The sequence below is a fragment of the Pseudomonas sp. FSL W5-0299 genome, assembly GCF_005930655.1.
In the GTDB taxonomy this organism is placed as follows: Bacteria; Pseudomonadota; Gammaproteobacteria; order Pseudomonadales; family Pseudomonadaceae; genus Aquipseudomonas; species Aquipseudomonas mandelii.
The window spans coordinates 51,617-74,634 of record NZ_RXHX01000004.1 but is presented as its reverse complement, the minus strand read 5'-3'; the positions used below and the strand labels follow the sequence as shown (position 1 = coordinate 74,634).

General features: G+C 59.4%; 26 protein-coding genes. 9 read left to right on the top strand and 17 right to left on the bottom strand.

Annotation, left to right across the window (positions count from 1 at the left end; genetic code table 11):
- Positions 1-33 precede the first annotated feature (33 nt).
- The 3 genes from FHL16_RS07355 to FHL16_RS07345 are packed head-to-tail and all read right to left on the bottom strand — an operon-like array spanning position 34 to position 1,077.
- Positions 34-375: a hypothetical protein gene (locus FHL16_RS07355; RefSeq protein WP_010461265.1), complete on the bottom strand. Its 342-nt coding sequence runs from the start codon at positions 373-375 to the stop codon at positions 34-36.
- Positions 372-761 (bottom strand): phage holin family protein, encoded by a 390-nt coding sequence (locus tag FHL16_RS07350; protein WP_042932237.1) that lies wholly within the window; start codon positions 759-761, stop codon positions 372-374. The genes FHL16_RS07355 and FHL16_RS07350 overlap by 4 nt, the downstream gene beginning before the upstream one ends.
- Before the next feature lies 1 nt (position 762).
- Positions 763-1,077 carry a DUF883 family protein gene (locus FHL16_RS07345; RefSeq protein WP_010461262.1) on the bottom strand — a complete coding sequence of 105 codons (315 nt, stop codon included), beginning with the start codon at positions 1,075-1,077 and terminating at the stop codon, positions 763-765.
- Positions 1,078-1,379: 302 nt separating this feature from the next.
- Here FHL16_RS07345 and FHL16_RS07340 point away from each other — a divergent pair, with 302 nt between their 5' ends.
- Positions 1,380-2,588 carry an ammonium transporter gene (locus tag FHL16_RS07340; RefSeq protein WP_010461260.1) on the top strand — a complete coding sequence of 403 codons (1,209 nt, stop codon included), beginning with the start codon at positions 1,380-1,382 and terminating at the stop codon, positions 2,586-2,588.
- Position 2,589: 1 nt separating this feature from the next.
- On the opposite strand, the gene FHL16_RS07335 is transcribed toward FHL16_RS07340, so the two are convergent.
- Positions 2,590-4,302, bottom strand: coding sequence for a cation:proton antiporter (locus tag FHL16_RS07335; protein WP_010461257.1), 1,713 nt, complete (start codon positions 4,300-4,302; stop codon positions 2,590-2,592).
- A gap of 206 nt (positions 4,303-4,508) precedes the next feature.
- Between FHL16_RS07335 and FHL16_RS07330 the strand changes: the two genes are divergently transcribed.
- From FHL16_RS07330 to FHL16_RS07320, 3 genes are all read left to right on the top strand, one after another.
- Complete coding sequence (locus FHL16_RS07330) at positions 4,509-4,745, top strand: glutaredoxin family protein (protein WP_010461255.1); 237 nt, start codon at positions 4,509-4,511, stop codon at positions 4,743-4,745.
- 168 nt (positions 4,746-4,913) lie between these two features.
- Positions 4,914-5,231: a transcriptional regulator gene (locus FHL16_RS07325; RefSeq protein WP_010461253.1), complete on the top strand. Its 318-nt coding sequence runs from the start codon at positions 4,914-4,916 to the stop codon at positions 5,229-5,231.
- Between the two features lie 71 nt (positions 5,232-5,302).
- Positions 5,303-6,193, top strand: a complete 891-nt coding sequence (locus FHL16_RS07320; protein WP_077747908.1) for a pseudouridine synthase — start codon at positions 5,303-5,305, stop codon at positions 6,191-6,193.
- Positions 6,194-6,262: 69 nt separating this feature from the next.
- Here FHL16_RS07320 and FHL16_RS07315 read toward each other — a convergent pair whose 3' ends face one another.
- Together FHL16_RS07315 and mobA are read right to left on the bottom strand one after the other, a co-directional pair.
- Complete coding sequence (locus tag FHL16_RS07315) at positions 6,263-6,484, bottom strand: YgdI/YgdR family lipoprotein (protein WP_010461249.1); 222 nt, start codon at positions 6,482-6,484, stop codon at positions 6,263-6,265.
- 76 nt (positions 6,485-6,560) lie between these two features.
- On the bottom strand, positions 6,561-7,163 hold the full coding sequence (gene mobA / locus FHL16_RS07310; protein ID WP_010461248.1) for a molybdenum cofactor guanylyltransferase MobA: 603 nt from the start codon (positions 7,161-7,163) through the stop codon (positions 6,561-6,563).
- An 81-nt stretch (positions 7,164-7,244) separates the two neighbouring features.
- Between mobA and moaB the strand changes: the two genes are divergently transcribed.
- On the top strand, positions 7,245-7,784 hold the full coding sequence (moaB, locus tag FHL16_RS07305) for a molybdenum cofactor biosynthesis protein B (RefSeq protein ID WP_010461247.1): 540 nt from the start codon (positions 7,245-7,247) through the stop codon (positions 7,782-7,784).
- Positions 7,768-8,994, top strand: coding sequence for a molybdopterin molybdotransferase MoeA (locus FHL16_RS07300; protein ID WP_077747907.1), 1,227 nt, complete (start codon positions 7,768-7,770; stop codon positions 8,992-8,994). Before moaB ends, FHL16_RS07300 begins: the two co-directional genes overlap by 17 nt.
- A gap of 66 nt (positions 8,995-9,060) precedes the next feature.
- On the opposite strand, the gene FHL16_RS07295 is transcribed toward FHL16_RS07300, so the two are convergent.
- Positions 9,061-9,369: a hypothetical protein gene (locus FHL16_RS07295; RefSeq protein WP_077747906.1), complete on the bottom strand. Its 309-nt coding sequence runs from the start codon at positions 9,367-9,369 to the stop codon at positions 9,061-9,063.
- A 323-nt stretch (positions 9,370-9,692) separates the two neighbouring features.
- Between FHL16_RS07295 and yegS the strand changes: the two genes are divergently transcribed.
- Positions 9,693-10,610, top strand: coding sequence for a lipid kinase YegS (gene yegS / locus FHL16_RS07290; RefSeq protein ID WP_077747905.1), 918 nt, complete (start codon positions 9,693-9,695; stop codon positions 10,608-10,610).
- Here the strand turns inward: yegS and FHL16_RS07285 are convergent.
- The 3 genes from FHL16_RS07285 to FHL16_RS07275 form a co-directional block, all read right to left on the bottom strand.
- Positions 10,594-11,253 (bottom strand): response regulator, encoded by a 660-nt coding sequence (locus FHL16_RS07285; protein WP_010461240.1) that lies wholly within the window; start codon positions 11,251-11,253, stop codon positions 10,594-10,596. The genes yegS and FHL16_RS07285 overlap by 17 nt on opposite strands.
- Positions 11,250-12,143 carry a sensor histidine kinase gene (locus FHL16_RS07280; RefSeq protein WP_077747904.1) on the bottom strand — a complete coding sequence of 298 codons (894 nt, stop codon included), beginning with the start codon at positions 12,141-12,143 and terminating at the stop codon, positions 11,250-11,252. Before FHL16_RS07280 ends, FHL16_RS07285 begins: the two co-directional genes overlap by 4 nt.
- 399 nt (positions 12,144-12,542) lie before the next feature.
- Positions 12,543-13,013, bottom strand: coding sequence for a hypothetical protein (locus tag FHL16_RS07275; RefSeq protein ID WP_010461234.1), 471 nt, complete (start codon positions 13,011-13,013; stop codon positions 12,543-12,545).
- A 462-nt stretch (positions 13,014-13,475) separates the two neighbouring features.
- Here FHL16_RS07275 and FHL16_RS07270 point away from each other — a divergent pair, with 462 nt between their 5' ends.
- Complete coding sequence (locus FHL16_RS07270; protein WP_010461233.1) at positions 13,476-14,411, top strand: chemotaxis protein CheV; 936 nt, start codon at positions 13,476-13,478, stop codon at positions 14,409-14,411.
- Between the two features lie 198 nt (positions 14,412-14,609).
- Positions 14,610-15,416 (top strand): MOSC domain-containing protein, encoded by an 807-nt coding sequence (locus FHL16_RS07265; RefSeq protein WP_077747902.1) that lies wholly within the window; start codon positions 14,610-14,612, stop codon positions 15,414-15,416.
- A gap of 72 nt (positions 15,417-15,488) precedes the next feature.
- Here the strand turns inward: FHL16_RS07265 and ppnP are convergent, their stop codons facing one another.
- The 7 genes from ppnP to FHL16_RS07225 all read right to left on the bottom strand — a co-directional run bounded on the left by ppnP (position 15,489) and on the right by FHL16_RS07225 (position 23,017).
- On the bottom strand, positions 15,489-15,773 hold the full coding sequence (gene ppnP, locus FHL16_RS07260; protein WP_010461229.1) for a pyrimidine/purine nucleoside phosphorylase: 285 nt from the start codon (positions 15,771-15,773) through the stop codon (positions 15,489-15,491).
- A gap of 61 nt (positions 15,774-15,834) precedes the next feature.
- Complete coding sequence (locus FHL16_RS07255; protein ID WP_077747901.1) at positions 15,835-16,383, bottom strand: exonuclease domain-containing protein; 549 nt, start codon at positions 16,381-16,383, stop codon at positions 15,835-15,837.
- A 71-nt stretch (positions 16,384-16,454) separates the two neighbouring features.
- Positions 16,455-18,416 carry an acetyl/propionyl/methylcrotonyl-CoA carboxylase subunit alpha gene (locus tag FHL16_RS07250; RefSeq protein WP_077747900.1) on the bottom strand — a complete coding sequence of 654 codons (1,962 nt, stop codon included), beginning with the start codon at positions 18,414-18,416 and terminating at the stop codon, positions 16,455-16,457.
- Positions 18,417-18,549: 133 nt separating this feature from the next.
- Positions 18,550-19,347: an enoyl-CoA hydratase/isomerase family protein gene (locus FHL16_RS07240; RefSeq protein WP_010461220.1), complete on the bottom strand. Its 798-nt coding sequence runs from the start codon at positions 19,345-19,347 to the stop codon at positions 18,550-18,552.
- A complete protein-coding gene (gene atuD, locus FHL16_RS07235; protein WP_077747899.1) occupies positions 19,344-20,501 on the bottom strand; it encodes a citronellyl-CoA dehydrogenase in 1,158 nt (385 codons plus the stop codon). Before atuD ends, FHL16_RS07240 begins: the two co-directional genes overlap by 4 nt.
- Positions 20,502-20,527: 26 nt before the next feature.
- Positions 20,528-22,144, bottom strand: a complete 1,617-nt coding sequence (gene atuC / locus FHL16_RS07230) for a geranyl-CoA carboxylase subunit beta (RefSeq protein ID WP_077747898.1) — start codon at positions 22,142-22,144, stop codon at positions 20,528-20,530.
- Positions 22,145-22,147: 3 nt separating this feature from the next.
- Positions 22,148-23,017, bottom strand: a complete 870-nt coding sequence (locus FHL16_RS07225) for an SDR family oxidoreductase (protein ID WP_077747897.1) — start codon at positions 23,015-23,017, stop codon at positions 22,148-22,150.
- Between the last annotated feature and the right edge of the window lies 1 nt (position 23,018).

Genomic DNA, 23,018 nt, shown 5'->3' with positions numbered 1-23,018 from the left:
GGTGTTGCAAGAATGCAGCCAGATAGTGGCTATTCAGTCTTTGCGCGAAGAACCCTGCATGACCAATTTGATCAGGGGGCCCAGCGTTGTGCCCAGGCGAACCAGCCGGGTCAGGCTGCCGGTACCGCCGTTCTTGGCACCTTTACCGGTCAGAAAACCGAGCAGCGTCACGGCGGCCATGCCCCAGAGCGGGGCGTGCTTGATGCCGAAGCCATCGTGCAGGTTTTTCGTCATCCCGCGTACCCGCTGCAGGGGTTGCAGCAATTGCGCGGATTCGTGACGGATTTCCTGGCGATGCATTTCCATGCGCAGGCGTATCAGCGCCTTGCGCATTTCGGTGCGAGAGCTGTTATGGGGCAATTCAGGCAGGCTCATGGCAGCAGGCGCTCCCTATCGTTGGCCAATTCTTCCAGGGTGCCGTGGAAGGGTGAGGACTCATCGAAAATCGCTGCTTTCAGGCGCATGGCGCAGAAAACTGCAGCCAGGGTGTAGAACACACAGAGTCCGATGATCGCTGGCAGACGGTAGGTGTCCCAGAACAGAATCAGCACCAGCGTCGACAAGCCCACCAGCAACAGCAACGCAAAGACCAGCGCCAGGCCTGCAAACAGCAACAGGCTTACGGTGCGCGCTTTTTGTTCCTGCAACTCGATGCCGAACAGTTCGACATGGCTGTGCAACAGTCCAAGAAAAGCGGCACCCAGGCGCCGCGATGAAGAGCTTGTGCCCGTCGCGGACGAGCTGGATTCACCGATAGACATATCAGCGCCGAGTGGCCAGCAGGCCAATCAGAAAACCGACACCCGCCGCAATCCCGACCGATTGCCATGGATTGGTCTGTACGTAATCTTCGGCAGCGGTAACGGCAGCCTGGCCGCGTTCGCGCAGGGAGTCTTCGGTCAGCTTCAACGTTTCGCGGGCACGCAGCAGGCTGTCGTGGATCTGGGCGCGCAGCTCATCGGCCTGATCGCCAGCCAGGGTTGCGGTGTGTTCCAGCAACCGCTCGGTGTCGTTGACCAGAGTCTGAAAGTCGTTCATCAGGATATCTTGAGCAGTCTTTGCTTTGATGCGGGCCATTGGTGATCTCCGTAATTGGCTTCTGAAGCGTTCGAGTATGAGCGTTATGTGAAGGTTCAGTACAAATGACTGGTACAACTTTTGCTATGTCATGGTGCATCAGCCCGCGCCGTTGCGCTGTTGCCGGGCATGATTTCAGGAAAACCCTGATTCAAACAATTAAAACTCGCGTCTAGGTTTCAGCCTTGTGCGCCAAAGCGGTTCATGGGGATCAATGCCTTGATCCTGCGAGCCGCAACTTGGTGCACAAATTCTCTGCGCGAACCGCTTTGGTGCCTTTTAGCCTTCAGGTCTGCCAACCCATGGAAAATCTGCAAAGCGCTGTGGACAGTCTGGTCCATAGCTCCAATACGTTGTTCATTCTTATCGGTGCGGTCATGGTTCTGGCCATGCACGCCGGTTTTGCCTTTCTTGAAGTCGGCACGGTTCGACAAAAGAATCAGGTCAACGCCTTGTCGAAGATCCTCAGCGACTTCGCCATTTCGACCCTGGCCTACTTCTTTATAGGCTATTGGATTTCCTACGGGGTCACCTTCATGCAACCAGCGGCGGTGATCAACGCGGATCATGGCTACGGGCTGGTTAAGTTTTTCTTTCTGCTGACCTTCGCGGCGGCGATTCCGGCGATCATTTCCGGAGGCATTGCCGAGCGCGCCAGATTCGTTCCGCAGTTGTGTGCGACGGCGCTGATCGTGGCGTTCATCTACCCGTTCTTTGAAGGCATGATCTGGAACGGCAACTTCGGGCTGCAAGCCTGGTTGCTGGAACAATTTGGCGCCAGCTTCCATGACTTCGCGGGCTCGGTCGTGGTCCACGCCATGGGCGGATGGCTGGCCCTCGCGGCGGTGTTGTTGCTCGGCCCCAGGCAAGGGCGTTATCGCGAAGGGCGGCTGGTGGCGTTCGCACCGTCGAGCATTCCCTTCCTGGCATTGGGTTCGTGGATCCTGATCGTCGGTTGGTTTGGCTTCAACGTCATGAGCGCCCAAACGCTGCAAGGCGTCAGCGGATTGGTCGCGGTGAACTCGCTGATGGCCATGGTCGGCGGCACCGTGGCGGCACTGATCGTCGGACGCAACGACCCGGGGTTTCTGCATAACGGTCCACTGGCCGGGTTGGTGGCGATCTGCGCAGGTTCCGACCTGATGCACCCGGTGGGCGCGCTGGTCACCGGTGTGATCGCCGGGACCCTGTTCGTCTGGTGCTTCACCGCGGCTCAAGTCAAATGGCGCATCGACGATGTGCTGGGTGTCTGGCCGTTGCATGGTTTGTGTGGTGTCTGGGGAGGACTCGCCTGCGGCATCTTCGGTCAGAGTGCATTGGGTGGTCTGGGTGGGGTGAGCCTGATCAGCCAGTTGATCGGCACCTCGTTGGGTGTGATCGTCGCGTTGCTCGGTGGTTTTGTGGTGTACGGCGGGATCAAGGCGTTGCATGGTCTGCGCCTGAGCCAGGAAGAGGAGTATTACGGTGCGGACTTGTCGGTGCACAAGATCGGCGCCGTGAGCCAGGACTGATTCACTTTTCTTCATCGTCGCTCCCGGGATAAAAACCGTGCAGCAGACGATAACGGTCATGCCGTATCTGGTCGGCCCGCTCCTGTACCTGATGCGCGGGTAAACCCAGCATGATCAGGGCGTGGGAGGCGAGCATCAGGCTCGATTCCAACAGCTCGGGCACGACTTCGCTGGCGCCGGCCGCTTTCAACTCGGTCAGTTGGCTGTCGTCTCGAGTGCGCACCAGGATCGGAATCTTCGAGTTCAATCGGCGCGCTTCCTGGAGAATCAAGAGCGCGATGTCGGTCTGGTCCACGGCAATCACCAGCAGCCTGGCTCGCGCCAGCCCGACCGCGAGCAGCAGTTCACCGCGCCGCGAGTCGCCGTAATGCACACAGGTTTCATCCACGGCAGCTTCCTGGACACGCACCGGATCGGTGTCCAGCGCAAGGTAAGGTTGGCGCGCGTTGCGCAACGCGCGGCCGATCGACTGACCCACGCGACCGTAGCCACAAATCACAACGTGGTTGTGCAAGTCGGCGTTAAGCGCGCTGATTTCTGCCAGTTTTGCTTCTTCGTTGGGCTTGCGATGCAGGCGTGTCGCAATGTGGGGGGCGGCGCGCAGCAACAACGGTGTCACCAGCATCGAGCAGAATGTCGCGGCCAGCAGAAGACCTCCGAAGTCGGCGGGCATCAGTTTGTTTTGCTGCATCTGCGCCATCAAGGCAAAGCAGAACTCGCCACCCTGAGCCAATGCAAGGCCGCTGCGCCAGGCGGTTTCGCCGTCGCTGCCGCGCCATTTGACCAGCAGCGCGACCACTGTGCCCTTGATGAGCAGTAACCCAAGCGTCAGGCCGAGAACCATAAGGCCGTGGCTGACAAACAGCTGCAAGTCGATCAGCATGCCGATGCTGACGAAAAACAACCCGAGCAAGATGTCGCGGAACGGCCGGATGTCCGCCTCGATCTGGTGCCGATAGTGGCTTTCCCCCAGCAGCATGCCGGCGAGAAATGCACCCAGGGCAGGGGAGAGACCGAGCAGGTGAGTCAGCCACGCGGTCAGCAAAACGATGACCAGCGCCAGCAGCACGAACAGCTCCGGGGAGCGGGCGGCGGCAACTTCATGGAACAGGCGGGGCAACAACCATCGACTGGCCAGCAACAAACCACCGAACAGCACCAGAGTCTTGCCCAGCGTCAACGGCAATGCCCAATACCAGGCTTGATCGCTGTTGCCGGCGAACACCGGCACCAGGGTCAGCAACAGCACCGCCACCACATCCTGGAACAGCAACACAGCGATGGCATTCTGGCCGTGACTGCTGAATATCTCGCCGAGGCTGCTCAGCTCCTTGCTGACTATGGCCGTAGAAGACAGCGACAGACCAGCACCGAGTAACAACGCGGGCGTCGTCGGCATGCCGAACAGCATCAGCAATGCCCCCATCAAAATCCCGGACACCAACACTTGCAGGCTACCAAGGCCGAACACCACCCGACGCAGCTCGATCATCTTCGACAGGGAAAACTCCAACCCAAGGGAGAACAGCAGAAACACCACGCCCAACTCGGCCAGGTCTGGCAACTCTTCGCTTTCATTCACCCAGTTGAACGCCGTCGGCCCGATCATCAGCCCTACGCACAGATAGCCCAGCACCGGAGGCAAACGCAGGCGCTGGAACAATGCAATCACCACCAGGGAGGAGGCGAGAATGATCAAGAGGTTGGCGAACACGAAAAACTCCGGTGAGGGGCTGGCTACTCAAGCGTAGAAGTAAAAAAAACCTGAGCATCACGTAATTGGCCGCTGGAGCGACTGATATGCGTCAGGGTTTTACCGCCGCCCATTGCGATTTGTGCTCAAGGGCAGAAAATTCACTGGCTCGACGGCTTTTCGGAGCAAGCCTAGAATAGGTTCTTAATTTTTTAGGTTGAGCGCTCATGCTTCCTGAATGTCAGTTGTTCGGCACCCTTGGGTGCCACCTCTGTGAAGTGGCCGAAGCCATGCTGATGGAGTTTGTCGAACGTGGTCTGCTGGTGGAGCTGGTAGATATCGCTGAAGATGAAACATGGTTCGAAGCTTACAGCCTGCGTATCCCGGTGCTACGGCGGGTCGATACCGGCGCTGAACTGGGCTGGCCATTCAATGCCGACGAGGTGGTGGCGTTCCTGCGTTAAGCGGTTTTGTGGTTGGCGATGTCCCGTTTGTCGAACTTTGCGAATGATCCCCTTGGCTTAACCGATGCTCTTCGGATACTGTATGCGCATACAGTTATTCGTAATATTGCCGTTCGCCCCTGGTTTTCAGGTTCGAGCAGGCAGTATCGGGCGTGAGAGGGGAAGATCGTGGTCAATGTCGAACAATTGAAAAACAGCGTGAACCGGATGTCGGTTGATGTTGTGCGCGAGGCGGTCCTCGAATTGCGTCTGGATGGTCTGGTCACGGAAGGAAAAACACCCTTCAACAAACTGCACTTCAACACCTGCTTTGCCGAAATCGAAGCGTTGTTCCAGCGCGCGGGTTATCACCGCCAGCTCGATGTCGTGGGTTATCAGGGCTTGTTGTACGCGCTTTATGATCCAGGCCGCTGGGAAGCGGTCGATGTGCTGCGCTGGCTCAAGGAGTTCACCGAAGCGGCGGCGCGCAAGCAGATGCCGGCGTGAGGATTCTCTTCTAGGTTCGTTCCGGCCACTGTTGGATAATGCTGGCCTGTATTGAGGGTCAGAGCGTTTGTATGTCCACTTCATCTTTTTCTGCTTCGCACAACCAGGCCAGCACGCTCTATTTGCCGCCGGGTCCGTGGCAGACCGTGCTCGATTGCCTGTGCGACCACTTCAGCGCTATTGGTCGTGAACAATGGCTGGACAGGATTGCTCGTGGTCGCGTGCTTGACGGGCACGGTCAACCGATCGCTCTGGATCTGCGTTACAAGGAAGGCCTGCGGATTCATTACTTTCGTGAGGTGCCGGACGAAAAACCGATCCCGGTGGTCGAGTCGATCCTGTATGCCGACGAGCATCTGGTGGTGGCGGACAAGCCGCATTTTCTGCCAGTGACGCCTGCCGGGGAATACGTGGAGCAGACGTTGTTGCGGCGGCTGATCCGTCGCCTGGATAACCCGAATCTTGTGCCTTTGCATCGCATTGACCGGCACACGGCGGGACTGGTGTTGTTCTCAGCGAATCCTGAGAGTCGCTCGGCTTACCAGTCATTGTTTCCTACACGGAATATCGAAAAACGCTACGAAGCAATCGCCCGCGCATTGCCTGAACTCACCTTTCCACTGGTTCATAAAAGTCGGCTGGTCGATGGCGAGCCATTCTTTCGCATGCAGGAAGGTCCGGGTACCAGCAACACCGAGACGGCAGTTGAGGTTCGTGAGAAAAACGGCGATCTCTGGCGTTATGGACTTTATCCAGTGACCGGCAAGAAACATCAGTTGCGGGTGCACATGACTGCTTTGGGCGCCAGTATCTGCAACGACCCGTTCTACCCGCAGGTGCTCAAGGATGTCGAGGACGACTATGCCAATCCCTTGAAGCTGCTGGCTCAGGGTTTGCGGTTTGTCGACCCGATCACAGGTCAACCACGTGAATTCGAGAGCACCATCACCCTGCAATGGTGATCACAGTGCTTCAGGCACGAAAAAGCCCGCATCAAGCGGGCTTTTCTGTATCCGGTGGTGCCGTAACGATTACAACTCTTTAACGGTACGAACCTGATCCTTGTTGATGCGGGTGTGTTTGCCATCAAGCTGTTCGAACTCGTAGAAACCCGATTCGTCATCGTATTTTGGCGCGTCGACGGCCTGGATTTCGCGACCGTCATTCAAGGTGATCACTGTAGGCGATGCGCAACCGGCGAGGGTTGCAAGGCCCAGTGCGAGCATGAGAGTGGCGAGGGTCCGTTGAGTCATGAGTGTGTCTCCGAATATGAATTCTTTTGGTTACTGAGCTTGAGACGTATGCAACGCGCGCAAGTTCCTTCTCGTGTCAGTCTGACACAGTGTTGTGTGCACTTAACAGCTCCGGCGTGTTGAGGTTGGCCAGGCGAGGATCGTTATCGGGACATTGCAGGGCGGTAGCGCCCAATTTGCGCATGAGGCGTCCCGGACTGCGTTCGCCCTCATTCCAGGCTCTTTCAAACGCTGCCGAAAGCGCCACCGGGATGATGCACAGCAACGGCTCCCAGTGTTCGTTATGGCGCAGCATCAGCGGTTTGTCCGGATGCTGGCGGGCGGTTTCGCGCATGCTCTGGAGCAGGGCCGCATCGATGCGCGGCACATCGCACGGCAACACCAGCAGACAGGCGTGGCGGGCGGCCCTGAGGCCGGCGCGAATACCGGCCAAGGGTCCCGGGAAGTCGCCTTCATCGTCATGGACCAACTGGTCGGCAAAAGGCGCATATTTTTCCAGGTTCCTGTTGCAGGAGATGATCAGATCATCACTCAGCGCGCGGGTCTTGCGATGCAGGTGCGCGATCAGTGGCTCGCCATGCCATTCCAGCAAACCCTTGTCCTGGCCGCCCATGCGTTGGCCTCGACCACCGGCCAGGAGCAGAATGGAGCAGGGCGGCAAATGTGTACTCAAGGTCATGGCACGTCTCCATGGGGGCGGCGAAAAAACGGAGCGCTGTGATATAACACCGGGCTGTTTATCCTACAACTGGACGAGCCTATGAAAGCCAAGGCTGAAGTACCTTTCGCGCCGCTCAACATCGCGGTGTTGACGGTCAGCGATACCCGCACCCTGGAAACCGATACGTCAGGGCAGCTTTTCGTCGACCGCTTGAGCGCTGCCGGCCATCACCTGGCCGCTCGGGTTTTGCTTAAAGATGATCTCTACAAAATTCGCGCGCAAGTCGCCAACTGGATTGCCGAGGATGTCGTGCAGGTGGTGTTGATCACCGGCGGTACCGGGTTCACGGGGCGCGACAGCACGCCGGAAGCGGTGAGCTGTCTGCTTGACAAGCAAGTCGACGGTTTCGGCGAGTTGTTCCGGCAGATTTCGGTCGCGGACATCGGCACTTCGACTGTTCAGTCCCGGGCCCTGGCGGGTTTGGCCAATGGCACGCTGGTCTGCTGTTTGCCGGGTTCGACCAATGCTGTGCGCACTGGCTGGGATGGCATTCTCGCCGAACAGCTGGATTCGCGGCACCGTCCCTGCAATTTCGTCGCTCACCTTAAACAGGCGGCACCCTGTGAATCCCGTGGGTAAGCCCGGCAAAGCCGGTAGCTTGATGGCGGTCGAAGTCGCGCTGGCGCGTTTGCTGGAAATGGCTGAGGCATCAACGATAGGTGAGCGTGAGCGCTTGCCGTTGGCACAGGTTGAAGGTCGCATACTGGCCGATGACCTGGTCTCGACGCTTGATCTGCCGCCCTGGCCGAACAGTGCCATGGACGGCTATGCCTTGCGCGTCGCTGACTGGACGGGCGAACCCTTAATGGTCAGTCAGAAGATTTTCGCCGGCCAGGCACCCGAACCATTGAAGCCAGGTACCTGCGCCCGAATCTTTACCGGTGCGCCTGTACCGGCAGGTGCCGATTGCGTCGAGATGCAGGAGAACGCCGAGGTTCAGGCGGACGAGCGCGTTCGTTTTATCGAGGCAATGACCCCGGGTCAAAATATTCGCCCGCAAGGCCAGGAAACTACCGTTGGCGAACTTGTTTTGCCGGCGGGCACCCGTCTGGGACCTATCGAGCAGGGCCTGGCGGCGTCGCTGGGATGTGCTGAGCTGAACGTGGTTCGCAAGGTTCGTGTCGCAGTCCTGTCAACCGGAGATGAATTGATAGAGCCGGGCCAGCCCCTCGGGCCGGGACAGATTTACAACAGTAATCGCGTGTTGCTGTGCAGTTGGTTGCAGCGCTTGGGCTGTGAAGTGATCGATGCCGGAATTCTTCCCGATGATTTAGCGGCCACTCGCGCCCGCCTTGGGGAGTTGAAGGATGTCGATTTGATCCTTTCTACCGGCGGCGTGTCGGTGGGAGAAGCCGATTTTCTGGGCAATGCCTTGCGCGAAGAGGGCGAGTTGACCCTGTGGAAACTCGCCATCAAACCAGGCAAGCCGCTGACGTTCGGTCATTTTCGCGGCGTCCCCGTGATTGGTTTGCCCGGCAACCCTGCGTCGACGCTGGTTACATTTGCCTTGTTGGCCAGGCCCTATCTTTTGCGCCGCCAGGGTGTGAAAGAGGTCGAGCCATTAAAGTTTCAGGTGCCTGCAGGGTTCGACTGGCCAAAGGCTGGTAATCGCCGAGAGTATTTGCGTGGGCGCCTGGAGAATGGTCGGGCAATCATCTACAAGAATCAGAGCTCCGGGGTGCTCCGCAGTGCCGCTTGGGCTGATGGTCTGGTTGAGGTACTGGAAGACCGCACGTTGATCGAAGGCGATGACGTGAACTTCATTCCGCTGAGCGAAGTCCTGAGCTGATTCTGGCGAAAGTCTTGCCACGCAAGCCCGGTAGATCGTGCCGGAGCTTGCGTGTATGGCTAGCGTTTAACGAACCAGAAGTGACACGACCTGATCAAAGCGGCTGTTGGCGACCCAGCCCAGCAGCCCCAGGACCACGGCTGTTCCACCCGCAGAATAGGCCAGCCTGTGTTTGATGGATTTAACATCGCCACGGACCTCTTCCATGTCTCTTCGGATGTATTTGAGGTGTGTCTCGAGTTCAATGACGCGAGGTTCCATATCAACTCCTCCGGCGGTTTTTGCGCTGTTATTGAATTCAGCCTGATGATTGGCGCGATTGCCTGCCGATGGCGCGACCTGACTGATCGGCAACCTGATGTCATGGCTTTGCATGGGCTGAAACGCTCCTTGCCTTCAAGCCCTTTGGATGGCCGACACTGGTGTTGATTGCGCTTTGTGTGGCCCTTGAAGAAGGTCTACTCATGGTTTTCACATCCCTGTGTATTGAATGTTGATGACTGATGCCGCGGACCTCAAGGTGTACCAATCGCCAAGGTTGGTCAATTGAGCCGATTCCGTACATGTTGTAAGAAAATTTCCCGCGCTGTAGGACCACAAGGCTGTACGGCTCAAAAAAATTCAAATCCCTGCGACTTTTATAGGCGGTGGTGAGGTCAACATCTCTCATACGGAGTCCAAACATGGGAGCGGCAATAATGAGTGAGCGCAAAGCGCTGTTGATTCTGCATGGCAAGCAGGCGCTCAACGAGGAGGTCCGTGCGGCCGTCGACGTTAAACGCCAGCAGGGCTGGGAGTTGGCCGTCCGACTGACCTGGGAGGCGGGTGACGCGCAGCGGCTGGTGGAAGAAGCCTTGAGCGCGGGCTATACGCAACTGATTGCCGGCGGCGGTGATGGCACCTTGCGTGATATCGCTGAGGCCATGGCAGCGCATTCGACGCAGGCCAGTCTGGTGCTGATGCCGCTGGGCACCGCGAACGATTTTGCGCGTGCCGCCGGTGTGCCGCTCGAACCCGCTCTGGCGCTGGACCTTCTGGAGGTTGCACCGCAAGCGATCGATCTGGGCGAGGTGGGCGGTCAAGTCTTTCTGAACATGGCCACCGGCGGCTTTGGCAGTCAGGTCACGGCGAATACCTCGGAAGACTTGAAGAAAGTCCTCGGGGGCGCGGCGTATCTGTTCACCGGGTTGTCGCGCTTCAGCGAACTGCATGCTGCCTACGGCGAGTTGCAGGGGCCGGACTTTCATTGGAGTGGTGAGCTTTTGGCGTTGGGTATCGGCAATGGCCGGCAGGCTGGCGGTGGTCATGTACTGTGCCCGGAGGCGCTGGCTGACGATGGGCTGCTGGATATCAGCATTTTGCCGGCGCCGCAGGAAGTGGTCGGTACGTTGAAAACGCTGCTGGCCGATGGCTTCGGCATCGACAACATGTTTGTGCGAGCTCGCCTGCCATGGGTCGAGATCAAAGTTGCGGAAGGCCTCTACATCAATCTGGATGGCGAACCTATCGAGGGCGAGAGCCTGCGATTCTCGGCGCGTCCAGCGGCATTGCGCGTGCATTTGCCGCAGAATTCGCCTCTGCTGAGCGCTTCGAAAACGGTCAGTCGTCGAGGCTGATGATTTGCTCGCGCACGGCAAACAGCACCAGGCCGGCTACGTCGTAGATCTGCAGGCGCTTCATGATCTGCGAGCGGTGGGTTTCAACGGTTTTGATGCTGAGACCCAGGCCATTGGCGATTTCCCGGGTGGATTTGCCCCGAACAATCAGTCGCAGGATTTCCAGCTGGCGGGCCGTCAGGTTGTGTGAGTCCGCAGCCTCGGGTTGATGCTTCTGGTTACGAATCAGTGCCTGGTTGATGACTGTGTGGGCAATGGCCGGGCTCAGGTAACGCTCGTTGTTGCGCAAGGCATCCAGGGCATGTTCCAGCTCGGTGGCCGTGGTGTCTTTGAGCAAATAGCCATGGGCACCGGACTCAAGCGCCTGCATGATCAGGGCCGGGTCGGTGTGCATCGACAGGATCAACACCTTGCTTTGCGGGCGGACCTGCTTGAGTCGCTGCAAGGCTTCAAGGCCGCCGGTCTGCTTCATGGAGATATCCAGCAGAACGATGTCAGGGGACAGCTTCTCGACCATCTCGAGTAGCTGCGAGCCGTCATTGGCCTCACCAATGACCGCGTAGCCGGGAATATCCAGCACCAGAGCGCGCACGCCTGCCCTGATAAGCGAGTGGTCATCCACCAGAAGTAAGTTACAAGTCAATGCATAACCTTATTCGTACTGGCCCGTTCGAGCGCACGGGGCGCCCAGGGAAAGAGTGCTTCGATTTGAGTGCCTTTGCCCGGCTCGCTGGTCACGACCAGGGTACCGCCCAGTTGATCGATCCGTTCCACCATCCCGGCCATCCCGCGTTGCCCCTCGCGACCGGGGTCTGCGGCTGGTGCGAACCCCAGGCCGTCGTCGCTGATCAGCAGCGCCAAACCCTGGGGCATGCGTTGCAGGCGGATCAGCAGGTTATTCGCTTTGGCATGGCGAAGAATATTGGTCACCGCTTCCTGGGTGATTCGAAAGGCGGCCACCGCCATTTCTTCCGGTATGCCGGTCAGGCGTTGATGGCATTCCAGGCTCCAGTGAATTGAAGTATTGGCCAGGGTCTTGAGCAAATGCGCACGCAGGCTGGCTTCAAGTCCGAGGCTGGCCAACTGCCTGGGATTGAGAATGGCCGAGACATCGCGAACCTTGGCAAGGGTTTCGTCCAGTGTGTCGCAGAGCACCGTGCACTGGCCTTGCATGTCTTCAGGCATCCGGCGTTTGAGCCATTCACTTTGAAGTTTTGCCGCGGTCAGCAACTGGCCGATGTCGTCATGTAGTTCCCTGCTGAGACGATGACGTTCATTTTCCTGGACCTCAAGTAGACGATCGGCTAGTTCTTGTGGCTGAAATTTTATTGATTTGCTCGACAGGAAATGTTGTACCCAGACGCAGCCAAGTGCCGCCATGTTCAGTACCAGCAGACTCATCGGCACTGAAGCAGACAAGCTGAAAACCAGCAGGCTGCCGAGTGCCGAGGCGGTGCACAGCAAAAGCGTTAACCGCCGCGCATTTTTTTGGGAGGGGAGCCGTGGGGTGAATGACTTGAGGCTGGCGTACATAGCGGATGGAGCCAATGGATGTTCGCTGCGGGCAGACCGGCCATCGTGGATGACGGGTCTCTGTCTGAAATCTGTAGTGACTCGTCTCTAGCCGTGCAATCCAGGGCGGGGGCTGACAGCACCTTCAAATTCGGCCTGCACTCGTCTGGAGTCACTTTGACATTAGAATGGCGTCAACTAATGGTCGGCATAATACCATTTAAGCTACCGTTGGTCGCGTTCGGTATATATGTCTATTCAGTCAGGAATTAGGGGTTTAGGACGATAGTTCCATAATGGAAAAAGTTTAACGGAGGGAATAGTTATTTGCATCGAGCTGTCGTTGACATGAGCACACTCCAATTAATGAGCGGCATCATGACAATGATAATACGCAATAAGGCTTGGTTATCTGGCGGATTAAGCCTGCCGCTCCGAATAGGAAACAAGCGTGAAGGGTTTGGAATTAACCGGAGGCTGGAAATGACTTTGTCCGACCTGAAACGCAAAGGCTTCAATCAGGGAAGTCTGTTCACTTTCATCCAGGCTGAGTTGGCCGGTGGTCTGATCGATGAGTTCGAGTTGCCAGGCCATCAACGTAAAGCAGTCCTTCAACGCACACAGGGCCTGGTCGTGCAGTTGCATGTGGCCTTGGGCGTGGTTCAACAAGCCATGGATGTGCAGCGAAAATTCAGAAACCGCCTCCAGGGCCAGGGCATCCGCCTTACTCGCTAATTTGAGCAGGCTGCTGAGCATGCAATCGATTGCGTCTTTGTCATTGCTGATCAACTGCAGATGGCTAAGGCACTCTTCCGATTTGGCCAGGAGTGTTTCAGCCTCGACGAGGAACTCCGGAAAGCGCTGAGCCCACTGTTTAGTGTCGTTCGGCATGGTTATCTCCACAACGTCATGTCAAATGAGGGGATGTCGTGTGTGTCGACGAAGACGTCCAGCGTCCCGACGCTGCCGTGCCGGCATGAGATCGCGCTCCGGCTGGCCTGGGCGCAGGCTGGGGAACTCGAGAGGGTGGATGGCCACTTACCTGCGATCGCACACAAAAGCCTGACTCCGTTCATGCAATGAGAATGGCGTCACATTAATGGCTATTGGATATTGCGAATATCAGGTTGGGCCTGATTGTTACTAGGGGAATCCCTTACACAGGGGAACCTAACGTGCAAACCGAGGTCGCGCCGCAGGGGATGAAGCAGATGAAATCGCTGCGCCAGTAAAGCATGATGTTAATGTGACATCAATGCCCGATCATGGCATTTTGTCTCAGGGTCAAGGTCTGGCCAAAACTGCCGATAACCCTCTTTAGTGAATTCATCAGAACAAGCCCAGGAGTCATTAATGGCCGGCATTCTCGACACGGTAGACCAACGCACACAACTGGTGGGTGAGAATCGCCTGGAAATTCTCATGTTCCGGCTGGCCGGTCGGCAATTGTTCGCGATCAACGTTTTTAAAGTGCAGGAAGTGTTGCAACTGCCGAAGCTGACCCTAATGCCCCAGCGCCATCCGTTTGTCTGCGGCGTGGTCAACTTGCGTGGGCAGACGTTGCCGGTGATTGACCTGTCCCAGGCCATCGGCATGCGTCCGCTGGTGCCTGGCCCTACCAGTACGATCATCGTCACCGAGTACAACCGTTCAGTGCAGGCGTTCCTGGTTGGCGGCGTAGACCGCATCGTCAACATGAACTGGGAAGCCATTCTGCCGCCGCCGGCCAGCGCCGGCCGCCAGCATTACCTGACCGCCATCAGCAAGGTCGACGATCAGTTGGTGGAAATCATCGACGTCGAAAAAGTCCTGGCCGAAATCGTGCCGTACAACGCCAAGGTCTCGCGCGAGAAACTCGACGACCCGGTGCTGGAGCGCGCCCGTGGTCGTGAAGTGCTGTTGGTGGATGACTCCAATGTTGCCCTGTCGCAACTGCGCGACACCCTGGGCCAGTTGGGCGTGAAGATGCACATCGCCAGCGACGGCTTGAAGGCGCTGAACATGCTCAAGGCCTGGGCCGATACGGGCGTGTCGATGACCGACAAACTGCTGATGGTCTTTACCGACGCCGAAATGCCGGAAATGGACGGCTATCGCCTGACCACCGAAATCCGCAACGACCCGCGCTTGCGTGGCCTCTACGTGGTGCTGCATACGTCGCTGTCGGGCAGTTTCAACGACTCTATGGTCAAGAAGGTCGGCTGCGACAATTTCCTCTCCAAGTTCCAGCCGGACAAACTCGTCGACGTAGTGCGTCAGCGCCTGATGCTCGACGAAGTGCCGGCCTGACACGATTTAGGCTGCACACGATCAACCTGTAGCGAGCCTGCTCGCGAAGAGGCCATCACTGTCAACATTGATATTGGCTGATACATCGCCTTCGCGAACAGGCCCGACCCAAAAGGTAAACAGAGATCGGTTTTCTGCCTTTGATTCGGCGACCAAGCTCGTATAGGGTGGCATTTTTTGCCCACCAGGGAGCTGGCCATGTTGCGTCTGAGCGCGCTTTACCGTTATCCGTTGAAATCCGGCAAGGCCGAGGCCCTGCAGCAGATTTGTCTCGACAAACTGGGGCTGGACGGTGACCGACGCTGGATGCTCGTGGACGAGGCCAATGGGCGCTTCCTGACCCAGCGCACGGTGGGGAAGATGAGCCAGCTGTCGGCGTTATGGAATGCTGACGGCGGCTTGACCCTCAGTGCACCCGGGCGTCCGGCAATCGATATTGCCTTGCCGGGTAGCGGCGCTGAACTGCGGGGCGTGACGATCTTCAAAGACAGCCTGCGCGTGCCCGATGCCGGCGATGAAGCCGGCGCCTGGGTCAGTGAGTTCATTGGAAAGCCGACGCGCCTGGTGCAAATTCCTCTGGATCGCGCGCGCACCACACAAGCGGGCTATGGCCGGAATGACGATCAAGTGGCGTTCGCCGATGGCTTCCCGCTGTTGCTGATCGGGCAGGCGTCCCTGGAAGATCTCTCGAAAAATGTCGGGCGCCCGCTGGAAATGCTGCGCTTTCGACCAAACCTGGTGATCGAGGGCAGCGAGGCGTTTGCCGAGGACAACTGGAAGCGTATTCGCATCGGGGATGTTGAGTTCCGCGTGGTCAAGCCCTGTTCGCGCTGCATCCTGACCACCATCGACCCGCAAACCGGTGAGCGCAGCAGTGATCGCGAGCCTCTGGCCACGTTGCAGAAATACCGTTCCCAGGCGGACGGTGCAATGTTCGGGCAGAACCTGGTCAACGACAGCAATGGCCAACTTGAAGTCGGCATGCCAGTGACGATCCTGGAATAAACACACGAAATAAAAAATGCCCGGGTCCCAAGGGCCCCGGGCATTTTTTTGTCGCTGTGAAAACCCGGGGGTTTAGCCGCGGTATTCGCACAGGTAAGCGGTGTCGACGGCCACTTTCAGCTGGAATTTGCTGTTGGCAGGCACGTTGAACTGGCTGCCGGCGGCGAAGGTTTCCCAATCGGTGCTGTCAGGCAGTTTGACGGTGAGGGCGCCGGTCACCACGTGCATGATTTCACGCTGGCTGGTGCCGAATTCGTATTCGCCCGGAGCCATGACGCCGATGGTCGCAGGACCTTCAGCGGTGCCAAAGGCGATCGACTTGACGGTGCCGTCGAAGTACTCGTTGACTTTAAACATGGGCGATTCCTCGAAAAGGGCTAAAAAGGGCCGGCCAGTATGCACAAGGCCATGAACGCCGTCACCTCTCTGGCGGGAGAACCTGTGGCAACAGGCGCGCCGTATTGCGCGCATCTTCCAGCGCCCGATGCTGTTGGCCATTGAACTGCATGCCCGCCAGTTGCAGCGCGCCGTTGAGCCCCAGCGGGCGTTCCAGGCGCCGGGCCTTGGCAAAGCGCTGTTTGAGATTCATGTGCGGCACTTTCTCAAGCACGCTGCACAGATGCAGTCGCTGCCATTCCTGAAGCAGTTGCTTGCGATCGTAATCGCCCCAACTGGCCCAGCCCTCCAGCTCCGATTGATGGCGCACGAGCCATTGCTCGAATGACGGCCAGACCTCATTCAGCGTCTGCGCTGCGTCGACGTTGGCCTGAGTGATGTGCGTCAGCTCCCGGCAAAACGGCGTCAGCAAAGGCCGACGCAGTGGCCGAACAAAGCACTGGAAACAATCCACCTCGCGCCCTTTTCGGTCCACCAGGGTGGCTCCGATTTCGATGATTTCCATTTCCGTAACTGGCCAGCCACCGTCATCGGTGGTGGCTTCCAGATCGATCACCAGCCAGTGAGGCATCGCAGGGTTCCTGGTATCCGCGTCCTGATAGGGCTTGAGCGTAGCCAAAGCCGGCGGATCCGCCTAGCGGCTTATTCGACCTCCAACAAAATTTGACGATTCTTGACCTGATCGCCGACTCGCACCTTCAAGCGTTTAAGCACGCCGTCGATCCCTGATTTGAGCGGGTGCTCCATTTTCATCGCTTCGAGCACCACCAGCAGTTGACCTTTGCTGACCGGGCTGCCCTCGCTGACCAGTACGTCGACGATCGCCCCGTCCATGGGTGCCTTGAGGGTGCCGGAGCTGACACTGGCCTGGCTGCTGACCAAGGCTTGGGTCCGATCGACCAGACGCAGGCTGCCGGGGCGGGTGAACAGCCAGAGTTGCCCGCCCGCGAGGCGGTAGGCATGGCGTTGGCGGATGCCGTCGATCATCAGGGTTGCCCAGTGCCCGTCGCACTGAATGACCTTCAATTCGAGGGTTCGGCTGCCGACTTGCAAGCGGTACGGTGAGTCAGGCGCTGCGTTCAGTTCCACTGGCCAGTCCTGATCCTCCAGGCCGATTCGAAGATGCAGGGGCGCGCTGGCGTTGTTTCGCCAACCGGCCAGCGGGGCGCGGTGAGCCTGCGCCGAGGCGTGATAGAACAACGCCGCCGCAATGGCCAGTTCTTCGGCGCTCGGCACCTTCGGATGCAGACAAGGATGGTCGGCGAAACAGCTCGGGATAAACCCGGTGCTGAACTCGCCGCTGATGAACTGCGGGTGTTGCAGCAGGCTGGCGAGCAAGCGCTGATTGCTTTGCACGCCCAGCAACACGCTGTCCTGCACCGCCCGCAGCAGCTTGCGCCGCGCTTCTTCACGGGTGGCTCCGTGGGCAATGATCTTGCCCAGCAGCGGATCGTAGAACGGGCTGATGTTCTGGCCTTCGATCAAACCGTGATCGATCCGCACACCGTCTTGCAACGCCAGCTCCCACGCCTCGACTCGCCCGGTTTGTGGCAAAAAGCCCTGGGCCGGATCTTCGGCGTACAAACGCACTTCCATGGCATGCCCGTTGAGCTGCACTTCTTCCTGGCTCAACGGCAGCGGCAGGCCCTCGGCGACGTGCAGCTGCCAGGCCACCAGATCAAGGCCGGTGATCAATTCGGTCACCGGGTGCTCCACTTGCAGCCGGGTGTTCATCTCCAGAAAGTAGAACTGCCCGCGCGCGTCCAGCAAAAACTCAACGGTGCCGGCGCCCACGTAATTCACCGCGCGCCCAGCCTTCAACGCCGCTTCGCCCATGGCTTGGCGCAACTCGGTGGTCATCACCGGGCAGGGTGCTTCTTCGATGACTTTCTGGTGGCGACGCTGGATCGAACAGTCGCGTTCGCCGAGGTAGATCAGGTTGCCGTGCTGGTCGCCGAACACCTGGATTTCGACATGGCGCGGATCGATCAGCGCTTGTTCGAGAATCAGTTCGTCGCTGCCAAACCCGTGCAGGGCTTCGGAGCGCGCGGTTCGCAGCTGTTCCAGCAAATCGTCGGCGCTGTGCACCAGGCGCATGCCGCGTCCGCCGCCGCCGGCGCTGGCCTTGATCATCAGCGGATAGCCGATGCGTGCGGCTTCGCGGCTCAGGGTCGCATCGTCCTGTTCGGCGCTCTGATAGCCTTTGATGCAGGGCACGCCGGCCGCGAGCATGGCGAGTTTCGACAGGCGCTTGCTGCCCATCAATTCGATTGCTTCGGGGCTCGGGCCAATGAAGGTGATGCCGGCGTTTTGGCAGGCGAAGGCGAATTCGGCATTTTCCGAGAGGAAGCCGTAGCCGGGGTGTATCGCGTCGGCACCGCTGCGCCGGGCGGCGTCGATGATCGCCGGGATGTTCAGGTAGGACTGCTGCACCGGGGCCGGGCCGATGTTGACCGCTTCGTCGGCCATTTGGACGTGCAGGGCGTCGGCGTCGGCATCGCTGAATACGGCGACGGTGCGGTAGCCCAGGGCGTGGGCGGTGCGCTGGATGCGGCAGGCGATTTCACCGCGGTTGGCGATGAGGATTTTGCTGAGTCCGGGCATGGGTTGTTCCCTTGTTATTGCGGTGAATGTGATGGCCTCTTCGCAGGCAAGCCTCGCTCCTACAGGTACCGCGATTGCCGCGGGATTGGGCTCGGCACAAAACCTGTAGGCGCGAGGCTTGCCCGCGAAGCTTTTAGAGGGCCCACCCCGGTTTACGTTTTTGCACGAAGGCCATCGTCCCCTCGACCCCTTCAGCCCCGGTCACCGCTTCGCTGAACCACCCGGCGGCTTCATCCAGCAACGCGTCCGAAGGCTGCCCCGCACTCGCCAACAACAGTTTTTTGGTCGTGGCATTCGCCCCCGGCGCGCAGCACAACACATGGGCCAGAATTTCATCGAGGCGTTCGGCCAAGGCTTGCGCGTCATGCTCGACGAAATGCACCAAGCCCATGCGCCGTGCCTGGGTGCCATCGAAGCGTGCGGCCGTCAGTGCCAGTCGACGCGCCTGGGTCAAACCGATGCGCTGCACCACAAACGGCGCGATCTGCGCGGGCAACAGACCGAGGCTGGTTTCCGGCAGACCGAACTGCGCCAGGTGATCGGCCAGCGCGACATCGCTGACGCAGGCCAGTCCCAATCCACCGCCGAGCACCGCGCCTTGCAGCACCGTGATGACCACTTGCGGCGCGTGTTGCACCTCTTGCAGCAGCGCGCCGAACGCTCGGTTCAAATCGCGATAGGCGTCCGGGCCTTGAGCCCGGGCATTGGCCATGTCCTTGATGTCGCCGCCAGCACAAAAATGCCCGCCGGCACCGCCGATCACCAGCGCACGAACGGCTCGATCGTCACGCACCGCGGCGAGCACCGCACGCAGTTCGGCAACCATCTGCAAGCTCATGGCGTTGCGGCTTTCCGGGCGGTTGAGGGTGATGTGCAGTACGCCGTTATGGGATTCGAGCAGCAAGGTCTGGCAAACCGGCAGGGCGCTCATTTCTTTTTCCCCGGCAGGATGCCCATGAGTTTGCAGATGATGCCCAGCATGATTTCGTCGGCCCCGCCGCCGATCGACACCAGCCGCACGTCACGGTAAGCGCGGGCCACCGGGTTGTCCCACATGAAGCCCATGCCCCCCCAATATTGCAGGCAGCTGTCGCTGACTTCGCGACCCAGGCGACCGGCCTTGAGTTTGGCCATCGACGCCAGGCGCGTGACGTCCTGGCCTTTGATGTACTGCTCGGTGGCCTGATAGACCAGCGCCCGCAAGCATTCGATTTCGGTTTGCAGTTCGGCCAGGCGAAAGTGAATGACCTGATTGTCGATCAGCGCGCTGCCGAAGGTCTTGCGCTCCTTGCAGTACTCGATGGTGCTGTCGACGCAGTATTCCAGGCCCTTGATCATGTTCGCCGCGCCGAACAGGCGTTCTTCCTGAAATTGCAGCATCTGCATCATAAAGCCCGCGCCTTCATGGCCGATGCGGTTGCGCTGCGGCACGCGCACGTTGTCGAAAAACACTTGGGCGGTTTCCGAACTGCGCATGCCGAGCTTGTCCAGGTGCGAACTGAGGCTGATGCCCGGGGTGTTCATCGGCACCATGATCAGCGATTTGTTGACGTGCGGTTTGTCGTCGGAGGTGTTGGCGAGCAGGCAGATGAAGTCGGCGCTCGGCGAGTTGGTGATCCACATTTTGCTGCCGTTGATCACGTAGTCGTCGCCGTCCTTGCGGGCGCTGGTTTTCAATCCGGCGACGTCGGAACCGGCACCGACTTCGGAGACGCCAATGCAACCGACCTGTTCACCGGTAATCGCGGGACGGAGGAATTCTTCGCGCAATTCATCGGAGCCGAAGCGGGCGAGGGCGGGCGTGCACATGTCGGTCTGCACGCCAATGGACATCGGAATCCCGCCACAATGAATCGTGCCGAACTCTTCGGCCGCCACGATCGAATAGCTGTAGTCGAGTCCCATCCCACCGAATTTTTCCGGTTTGGAAATCCCCAGCAAGCCGAGGTCGCCGGCCTTGCGGAAAATCTCCTGGATGGGAAAGCGCCCGGCCTTTTCCCATTCTTCGACGTGGGGATTGATCTCGTGATCGACGAATTGGCGGACCGTGCGACGCAGTGCTTCGTGTTCCTGGGTGAAGATCATTTTTATTGTTCTCCTGTGATCCGCGATCAGAATCTCGCGACGCCAAAACTGTTGGTTTGCAGTGGCCGCACTTCGGCCTCATGACAGATGTCCAGCAAGTAACCGAGCAAGGTCCGGGTATCCCGCGGGTCGATCAGCCCGTCGTCCCACAGGTTGGCGCTGCCATACAGCGCGGTGGACTGGCTGTCGAGTTTCTGCGCGGTCACCTGTTCCAGCATGTCGAGCATTTTTGGGTCCGGCACCAGGCCGTCCTTGAGTTGTTTGGCCTCGGTGACGATGCGCAGCACCTTGCCGGCCTGGGCACCACCCATGACGGCGGTGCGGCTGTTGGGCCAGGCGAAGATGAAACGCGGGTCGAGGCCGCGGCCGCACATCGCGTAGTTGCCGGCGCCGTAGGAGCCGCCGACGACGATGGTCAGTTTAGGCACCCGGGCGTTGGCCACCGCTTGAATCATCTTCGCGCCGTGCTTGATCACGCCTTGCTGTTCCGACTCGGTGCCGACCATGAACCCGGTGGTGTTGTGGAAAAACAGCAGCGGCGTCCGGCTCTGGTCACACAGCTGAATGAATTGCGCCGCCTTGCTCGCCCCCTTGGGCGTGATCGGGCCGTTGTTGCCGATGAATCCGCAGGCGCGGCCCTGAATGTGCAAATGGCCGCAGAGGGTCTGCTGATCGAACTCACCCTTGAACTCGAGGAAGCTCGAACCGTCGGCAATCCGCGCGATGATTTCGCGCACGTCATAGGGCTTTTTCGGATCGTCGGGAATCAGCCCGAGCAACTCGTCGATCGGGTAGAGCGGGTTTTCCCAGTACCGGGCGGGCGCCACCGGCAGCCGTGAATTCCACGACAGCAGACTGACAATCTCGCGCACCTGGCGCACGCCATCGGCATCGTTCTCGGCCAGGTATTCGGCGGTGCCGGCGGTTTGTGCGTGCATCTCGGCGCCGCCCAGTTCTTCATCGGTGGCGACTTCTCCGGTGGCGGCCTTGAGCAGCGGCGGGCCGGCCAGAAACAGCTTCGCCTTGCCGCGCACCACCACCACATAATCCGAGAGCCCCGGCTGATAAGCCCCGCCCGCTGTGGCCGAGCCGTGGACCACGGTAATCTGCGGCAGCCCCATGGCCGACATCCGCGCCTGATTGGCAAAGCTGCGCGCGCCTTCGACGAAAATCTCCGCCGCGTAATTGAGATTGGCGCCGCCGCTCTCGGCGAGGGTGATCACCGGCAGTTTGTTTTCCATGGCGATCTGTTGCAGGCGCAGGGACTTTTTCAGACCGCTGGGGGAAATGGTCCCGCCCTTGATCGCACTGTTATTCGCCACCACCAGCACCCGCACGCCGGACACGTAGCCGATCCCGGCGATCAAGCCTCCGCCGGCCGAGCTGCCGTCCTTGTCGTCGTGCAGTTTGTAGCCGGCCAGGCTCGCCAGTTCGAGGAACGGCGCGCCGGGGTCGAGCAGCAGATTGAGGCGTTCACGGGGCAGCAACTGGCCGCGTTTGTCGAATTTTGGCTTGGCTTCGGCCGCCTTGTTCAGCAGGTTTTGTTCGAGCTGGCGGACCTGCTCGATGCCGACCAGCATGGCCGTGCGGTTCTGGGCGAACTGTTCGCTGAACGGGTCTACCTGGGACTGGATCACCGGCATGGTTTATTCCTTGTCCTTGAGCACATCAGGAAGGTAGGCGCGGTGAAAACCGTTGTACGACTCACTGTTCGTCGCCTTGTGAATCGGCCACGCCCGACCGCCGAGACTCGCGGCGCCGTCGATGCGCAGCGTACTGCCGCTGATGAACGCGGCGGCCGGGCTGAGCAGGAAAACAATCGCCGCGCTGACTTCGGATTCCGTGCCGATGCGCTTGAGCGGCACGTGCTCGCGCAAGGTTGGAATCACCGCTTTGAACGCACCTTCGTAGGTGTCCATACCGCTCGATGCCACCCAACCCGGCGCCACCGCGTTGACCCGCACCCCGGCATAACCCCATTCGAAGGCGGCAGTCTTGGTGAGGTTGTCCATGCCCGAGCGCGCCGCGCCCGAGTGGCCCATGCCGGGCATGCCGCCCCACATGTCGGCGAGCATGTTGACGATGGCGCCGCCGTGTTTGCTCATGGATTGGTTGAACACTTCCCGGGCCATCAGGAAACCGCCCACCAGGTTGGTGCGCATCACGGTTTCGAAACCCTTCTGATTGATCGAGGCCAGCGGCGACGGGTATTGGCCACCGGCATTGTTGACCAATCCGTGGATCGGGCCGTGCTGGCGGATCAACTCGCTGACCAGATGCCTGACCGCTTCTTCTTCACGAATGTCGCAGGTGGCCCAGTCCGCCTTGCCGCCGTCTTCGGCAATCTCGGCGGCGACGTTTTTCAACTTGTCGGCCTTGCGCCCGACCAGCAGCACATGGGCGCCAAGTGCCGCCAGCTCATGGGCGGTGCACCGGCCGATGCCGCTGCCGCCACCGGTGACGATGATGGTTTGGCCTGCAAACAAACCGGCTTTGAAAATCGAATCGTAGGCCATG

What these genes read in the sequence shown, in the direction of transcription:
- FHL16_RS07350 (WP_042932237.1), bottom strand. Translation starts at nt 761, where the DNA reads ATGTCTATCGGTGAATCCAGCTCGTCCGCGACGGGCACAAGCTCTTCA.
- FHL16_RS07265 (WP_077747902.1), top strand. Translation starts at nt 14,610, where the DNA reads ATGTTGCGTCTGAGCGCGCTTTACCGTTATCCGTTGAAATCCGGCAAG.
- yegS (WP_077747905.1), top strand. Translation starts at nt 9,693, where the DNA reads ATGAGTGAGCGCAAAGCGCTGTTGATTCTGCATGGCAAGCAGGCGCTC.
- ppnP (WP_010461229.1), bottom strand. Translation starts at nt 15,773, where the DNA reads ATGTTTAAAGTCAACGAGTACTTCGACGGCACCGTCAAGTCGATCGCC.
- FHL16_RS07250 (WP_077747900.1), bottom strand. Translation starts at nt 18,416, where the DNA reads ATGCCCGGACTCAGCAAAATCCTCATCGCCAACCGCGGTGAAATCGCC.
- atuD (WP_077747899.1), bottom strand. Translation starts at nt 20,501, where the DNA reads ATGATCTTCACCCAGGAACACGAAGCACTGCGTCGCACGGTCCGCCAA.
- FHL16_RS07275 (WP_010461234.1), bottom strand. Translation starts at nt 13,013, where the DNA reads ATGCCGAACGACACTAAACAGTGGGCTCAGCGCTTTCCGGAGTTCCTC.
- FHL16_RS07280 (WP_077747904.1), bottom strand. Translation starts at nt 12,143, where the DNA reads ATGTACGCCAGCCTCAAGTCATTCACCCCACGGCTCCCCTCCCAAAAA.
- FHL16_RS07255 (WP_077747901.1), bottom strand. Translation starts at nt 16,383, where the DNA reads ATGCCTCACTGGCTGGTGATCGATCTGGAAGCCACCACCGATGACGGT.
- FHL16_RS07270 (WP_010461233.1), top strand. Translation starts at nt 13,476, where the DNA reads ATGGCCGGCATTCTCGACACGGTAGACCAACGCACACAACTGGTGGGT.
- FHL16_RS07355 (WP_010461265.1), bottom strand. Translation starts at nt 375, where the DNA reads ATGAGCCTGCCTGAATTGCCCCATAACAGCTCTCGCACCGAAATGCGC.
- FHL16_RS07340 (WP_010461260.1), top strand. Translation starts at nt 1,380, where the DNA reads ATGGAAAATCTGCAAAGCGCTGTGGACAGTCTGGTCCATAGCTCCAAT.
- FHL16_RS07345 (WP_010461262.1), bottom strand. Translation starts at nt 1,077, where the DNA reads ATGGCCCGCATCAAAGCAAAGACTGCTCAAGATATCCTGATGAACGAC.
- FHL16_RS07315 (WP_010461249.1), bottom strand. Translation starts at nt 6,484, where the DNA reads ATGACTCAACGGACCCTCGCCACTCTCATGCTCGCACTGGGCCTTGCA.
- atuC (WP_077747898.1), bottom strand. Translation starts at nt 22,144, where the DNA reads ATGCCGGTGATCCAGTCCCAGGTAGACCCGTTCAGCGAACAGTTCGCC.
- FHL16_RS07330 (WP_010461255.1), top strand. Translation starts at nt 4,509, where the DNA reads ATGCTTCCTGAATGTCAGTTGTTCGGCACCCTTGGGTGCCACCTCTGT.
- FHL16_RS07295 (WP_077747906.1), bottom strand. Translation starts at nt 9,369, where the DNA reads ATGCAAAGCCATGACATCAGGTTGCCGATCAGTCAGGTCGCGCCATCG.
- FHL16_RS07320 (WP_077747908.1), top strand. Translation starts at nt 5,303, where the DNA reads ATGTCCACTTCATCTTTTTCTGCTTCGCACAACCAGGCCAGCACGCTC.
- FHL16_RS07240 (WP_010461220.1), bottom strand. Translation starts at nt 19,347, where the DNA reads ATGAGCGCCCTGCCGGTTTGCCAGACCTTGCTGCTCGAATCCCATAAC.
- FHL16_RS07225 (WP_077747897.1), bottom strand. Translation starts at nt 23,017, where the DNA reads ATGGCCTACGATTCGATTTTCAAAGCCGGTTTGTTTGCAGGCCAAACC.
- mobA (WP_010461248.1), bottom strand. Translation starts at nt 7,163, where the DNA reads ATGACCTTGAGTACACATTTGCCGCCCTGCTCCATTCTGCTCCTGGCC.
- moaB (WP_010461247.1), top strand. Translation starts at nt 7,245, where the DNA reads ATGAAAGCCAAGGCTGAAGTACCTTTCGCGCCGCTCAACATCGCGGTG.